Raw genomic sequence first — 5075 nt, forward strand, 5'->3', positions numbered from 1 at the left:
GAGGAGCCGGGTGTCCGAGCGCAGCAGCTCGGCGACGGGGGAGTGGGGGGGGGTGCCCGCGGGCGTCGGCAGCCGGAAGGTGGCACCGAAGAACTCGGCGAGGACCAGGGCCTCGTCGTGCGTGGCATGTCGCGCCGCCAGTCTGGCCTCGTGCCAGAAGTAGCCCAGGCCCAACAGGGTCGCGAGCAGCCCGGGCAGGCCAACGCTCCACAGGAGCTTCCTGCCTACGGTATCGAGACCCAATGCCATGTGCGTGGAGGCAGGGGCCGGCGACCCGTTGCCATCAAGCCCCTTATTGTGAGTGATAAGTCAATTGTCAGATCGGCTGACGCAGACTGTCAAACGGACGTCCTTGGAAATTATTCAGGTAGTGTACTCCACTCGGAGACAAACATGCCCGCCCAGGCCCCCTCCTTCGTGTCCTCCTCTCGGCTGCCCGTACCGCACGGCTTCGCCACCCGCGCTGGCGGTGTGTCCGAGGGGCCTTATGCTTCCCTCAACCTGGGCTTCGCGGTGGGTGACCTGAGAGAGCGGGTGGAGGAGAACCATCGCCGGCTGGCCGGGGCGGTGGGCGCGGCGCTCGACGCGCTGCACACGGTGAAGCAGGTGCATGGGGACCGGGTGGTGGAGGTGGGGGAAGGTGAGGGCACGGGCTCGCTGAGGCCCCAGGCGGGCGAAGCGGACGCGCTGTGGACGCAGCGGCAGGAGCACTGGGTGGCGGTGGGGACGGCGGACTGCGTGCCGGTGCTGCTGGTGGATCCCGACGGGCGGCGGGTGGCGGCGGTGCACTCGGGCTGGAAGGGCACGGACGCTCGCATCGTGGCGCGTACGGTGGAGGCGTTGGTGGCCCGGGGCTCCCGGCCCGAGCGGCTGCTCGCGGCGGTGGGGCCCTGCATCCAGCGCTGCTGCTACGTCGTCTCCGAGGACCTGGGCCAGCGCTTCACCACGGGCTTCGGCTCCGAGGTGGTGGCCCGCGAGGGGGCGCAGGTGAGGTTGGACTTGTCACGGGCGGTGCGGGACACGCTACTGGCAGTGGGGCTGAAGGCGGCCCACGTGGACGTGCTCCCCGAGTGCACGGCGTGTGATGGGGGTCGATTCTTCTCGCACCGGCGTGACGCGGGGCTCACGGGCCGGCACCTCAACTTCGTGGTACACCGGTTCTGAGCGGCGTCCGGCCGTTTTCTTGACGGTGTCGGACAGCGCTTCCTATCCTCCCAGCCAACCCCCGAGGCCCGAGTTTGGAGCGCCGCATCATCCGCCGACTGCTTTGCATCGCGCCCCTCTGCGCATTGTCCGCCTGTGCCACCGCTGGCTCCGCCAAGACGTCGGAGCTCGCGGAGCTCAAGGCCGAGGTGCGCGCCATGCGCGAGACCCAGGCTCGCCTGGAGAAGCGCCTGGAGCGCATGGAGCTGCACACCAGCGTGATGAGCCAGGCCCGTGGCTCCAGCGCGCCGGCCCAGACGCCGTCGGCCACCTCGCCCGAGGCCGCCGCCGCGAAGGGCCTCGACACGCCGGGGGATCTGACGGTGGTGAAGCTCAAGCCGCGCAACGACCCCGCGCCCGCGCTGCCCACCCGGGTGGCCGTGGTCGAGCCCGCTCCCGATGACATGGAGATGTTCATCAGCCCCGCGTCCGAGGGCGACGGCGGAGGCTCCACGGCCGACGAGCCGAAGGAGCAGGCGGACACCACCGTGCTGGACTCCGAGTTCGAGCAGGCGGTGGCGGCGCTGCGCACCGGCAACGTGGAGGGCGGGGTGGAGCGCCTGCTGCGCTTCGCCGAGGAGAACCCCCGCAACCCGCGCGCGGACAACGCGCTGTATTTCAGCGGGCTCGGGCAGATGGGGCTGAAGGATCACGCCGCCGCGGCGAAGATCTTCGTGCGCCTCATCGACAGCTACCCGGCCGGCGATGCCGTGCTGGATGGCATGCTGCGGCTGGCCGAATGCCGGCTGCGGCTGAACCAGAAAGATGACGCGCGGGCGCTCTACACCCGCATCCTCACCCAGTTCCCAGGGACGGCCGCCGCCACGCAGGCGGAGCAGCGGCTCTCGTCCCTCTCGCACTAGCAGTCCGAAAGGAAGTCATCCGATGCGCTCGCGGATCCTCTCCTCGCTCCTTCTCGCCGCCTTCCTGGCGCCCCCCGCGGTATGGGCGCAGGAAGCGGAAGACCCGCAGGAGCCCGAGGCTGGCGACGAGACCCAGGGCTCCGAGGTCGTCGATGAGCAGCCAGACCGGTCTGGCAAGGTGACCATTCCCCCGGGCCAGGGCGGCCGGGAGTCCGCTCCCGGCGAGGTCCACAGCGTCGAGCGGGGCGACACGCTCTGGGACCTGTCCCAGAAGTACCTGGGCAGCCCCTGGTACTGGCCCAAGGTCTGGTCCTACAACCCGCAGATCGCCAACCCGCACTGGATCTACCCGGGCAACCAGGTGCGCTTCTTCGCCGGAGGCGAGGAGGTTCCCTCGCGCGTGGAGACGGGTGCGGGTCCTCCGGTGGCCGCCGAGACGGGGGAAGAGGCCATGGGCACCGAGGTGCCCCCCAGCGGTGAGGATCTGGTGCAGGTCACCGGGAAGATCACCTACCAGCCCAAGGCCTCGCGCGCGGTGATGACGCAGGGCTTCGTCACGGCGCGGGAGCTGGACGAGGCGGGACGCATCGAGGGTGCCACCACGGGCGCGGAGATGCTCTCCTTCCCGGACAACGTCTACGTGCGCTTCAAGCGCAAGGCGGACGCGAAGCTCGGGGACCGGTACGTGGTGTTCCACACCGTGCAGGCCGTGAAGCACCCGGCCACCAACAAGCCGGTGGGCTTCCTCACCGAGTTCATCGGCACCCTGCGGGTGGTGGCGCTGGGGGACAACTACGTCACCGCGCAGATCTCCGACACGTGGGATGCCATCGCGCGCGGGGACCTGGTGGGCCCCTACGGCGAGCAGATGGTGGAGCAGGTGGTGCCCCGGCGCAACGAGAAGGAGCTCCAGGGCTACGTCATCACCGCGCTCGTGCCGTACCTGACCCTCACCGCCGAGCACCACTTCCTGGTGATCGACAAGGGCAGCGCCGAGGGCGTCCAGGTGGGCAACGTCTTCACCATCACGCGCCCGGGTGACCCCGCGCGCCAGGCCGTGCTCGACTCGCCACTGGCGCTCGACAAGAAGAAGAGCCAGGCGGCGCCGCTGCCCACGGAGAACGTCGGCCTGTGCCTCGTCACCGAGGTCAAGGAGCGCACCTCCAACTGCGTCCTCACCCAGACCGTGCAGGAGATCGCCCCGGGCGATCGGGCCGTGATGCGCGTGTCCCAGCAGCCCTCGGCCCAGCGCTGAGCCACCCCGACGCGGGGACGACAGGTCCGCTGGAAGGGACACAGAACCCCGGGGATCGGCTCGTTTGACCCCTACTACAGGGGACGTGCGGCTTGACCACCGGCTATCCGGTGTTTATGTGTCCCGCCCCTTTCCGTCGGACCCATCTTCTATATAGGTGGGCCCAGGAGGGGGTCGGGTATGGCGGACACGACGGACAGATATACGGCGGAGCAGCGAGCGCTCCTGGCGCTCTGGGCGGTTCCCGGGCTGGGCCCGAGGGCCTTGGCCGGGCTGCGTGCGTTCGCCGGGGGAAGTCTCGCTCGTCTGGCCGCCTGCCCCGTGAGGGACTGGCTCGGGGATTCACCCCTGCCCACCCCGGTGCGTCGCCGGCTGCTGCAGGTCCCCGTGCTGGGCCTGCTATCCGAGCGGGTGCTGGAGCAGTGCGCGGCGGGGGCCATGGGCGTGGCCTTCCAGGGCGATTGGGCCTACCCCGCCCGGCTGGCGGAGGTGGACGACGCTCCGCCGCTCCTCTTCTACCGGGGGCAGGTGGGACCACCGCGCCGCCGCGTGGCCATGGTGGGCAGCCGGCACCCGGACCAGGGATTCCTGCCCTTCGCGCGGACCTTCGCCCGGCAGGTGGCGGAGGGTGGGGTGGGCGTGGTGTCCGGCGCCGCCGCAGGCGTGGACCGGGCCTGTCACTGGGGCGCCTTGGACGCGAGTGGGGAGACGTGGGCCTTCCTCGGCTCCGCGCTGGACGAATTGGATCCCGCCCAGGCGAAGCTGCTGCCCCACTTCCTGGCCCGGGGGGGCGTGTTCTTCAGTGAGCTTCCGCCAGGGGTCCGGGCGAGCACCACGACCTTCCCCCGGCGCAACCGGCTCATCTCGGGCGCATCGGATGCGGTACTGGTCCTTCGGGCTGGAGTGGACTCGGGCAGCCTGTACACGGCACGAGCAGGCCGTGCGCAGGGGCGGCCGGTGCTGGCCCTGCCTGGTGACGTGATGAACGAGGGAGCGGCTGGCTGCAACGGCCTCCTCCGGGATGGTCATGCCCGGGCGTGTCTCTCGGTTGAGGAGGTCTGGCGCACGGTGGGGATCCACCCCGATCGAATCGTGCCGCCAGGAGAGGGTTCCTCGTGGCGGGAACTCTCGGTGGAAGCGAGGGGGGCCTACCAGGTGTTGGATAGGGTTCCCAGGTCATTCGATGAGGTGCTGGCCCACAGCCGGCTCCCGCCCGCGGCGCTCATTGGCGCCTTGGTGGAGCTGGAGCTGTCGGGGCTCGTCATTCAGCACCCTGGAAGGTTGTACGAGAAGGTTTGAGGAGAATCATGGCGACGCGCACGAAGAAGACGGCAACGGCAGGCGAGCTGGAGGTCGAGGAGACGGCGGCCCCCAAGAAGGCAGCCAAGAAGCCGGCAGCGCGAAAGAAGACGGCCGCCAAGAAGGCAGCCGCCAAGAAGACGACCGCCAAGAAGGCCTCCTCGCGCCGAAAGAGCGCTGACGGGGCCCTGGCCACCGTGGAGGCCTCCGCCGAGGACGGCGAGGAGACCGAGGCCCCCGCACGGCGGGGCAAGGGACCGCACTACCTCGTGGTCGTCGAGTCGCCCGCCAAGGCGAAGACGATCAACAAGTACCTCGGCGACGACTTCATCGTGAAGGCGTCGATGGGGCACGTGCGCGACCTGCCGAGCAAGGGCATGGGCGTCGACTTGGAGACGTTCCAGCCCGATTACGAGATCCTCGCCAGTCGCGGCAAGGTCGTCACCGAGCTCAAG

Annotated in this window: 5 protein-coding genes and 1 pseudogene; 5 read left to right on the forward strand and 1 reads right to left on the reverse strand. The window is 70.0% G+C overall.

Annotated elements, in window-relative coordinates; translation table 11 throughout:
* Positions 1 to 249 (reverse strand): annotated as a pseudogene (locus VF794_RS32355) (diguanylate cyclase); the annotation flags it as partial.
* Positions 250 to 393: 144 nt separating this feature from the next.
* Between VF794_RS32355 and pgeF the strand changes: the two are divergent.
* From pgeF to VF794_RS32380, 5 genes are all read left to right on the forward strand, one after another.
* Complete coding sequence (pgeF, locus tag VF794_RS32360; RefSeq protein WP_331116977.1) at positions 394 to 1164, forward strand: peptidoglycan editing factor PgeF; 771 nt, start codon at positions 394 to 396, stop codon at positions 1162 to 1164.
* Positions 1165 to 1238: 74 nt separating this feature from the next.
* Positions 1239 to 2066 carry a tetratricopeptide repeat protein gene (locus VF794_RS32365; RefSeq protein WP_331116978.1) on the forward strand — a complete coding sequence of 276 codons (828 nt, stop codon included), beginning with the start codon at positions 1239 to 1241 and terminating at the stop codon, positions 2064 to 2066.
* Positions 2067 to 2088: 22 nt separating this feature from the next.
* Positions 2089 to 3321, forward strand: a complete 1233-nt coding sequence (locus VF794_RS32370) for a LysM peptidoglycan-binding domain-containing protein (RefSeq protein WP_331116979.1) — start codon at positions 2089 to 2091, stop codon at positions 3319 to 3321.
* A gap of 180 nt (positions 3322 to 3501) precedes the next feature.
* Complete coding sequence (locus VF794_RS32375) at positions 3502 to 4620, forward strand: DNA-processing protein DprA (protein ID WP_331116980.1); 1119 nt, start codon at positions 3502 to 3504, stop codon at positions 4618 to 4620.
* Positions 4621 to 4628: 8 nt separating this feature from the next.
* Positions 4629 to 5075, forward strand: a 447-nt coding sequence (locus VF794_RS32380; RefSeq protein WP_331116981.1) for a toprim domain-containing protein, incomplete at its 3' end; no start/stop codon positions are given.

Origin of the sequence: Archangium sp., from assembly GCF_036389735.1 — a bacterium.
GTDB lineage: Bacteria > Myxococcota > Myxococcia > Myxococcales > Myxococcaceae > Archangium.

Excerpts from the sequence above, each read along its gene's own strand:
- VF794_RS32375 (WP_331116980.1), top strand. The coding sequence starts at position 3,502 with ATGGCGGACACGACGGACAGATATACGGCGGAGCAGCGAGCGCTCCTG.
- pgeF (WP_331116977.1), top strand. The coding sequence starts at position 394 with ATGCCCGCCCAGGCCCCCTCCTTCGTGTCCTCCTCTCGGCTGCCCGTA.
- VF794_RS32370 (WP_331116979.1), top strand. The coding sequence starts at position 2,089 with ATGCGCTCGCGGATCCTCTCCTCGCTCCTTCTCGCCGCCTTCCTGGCG.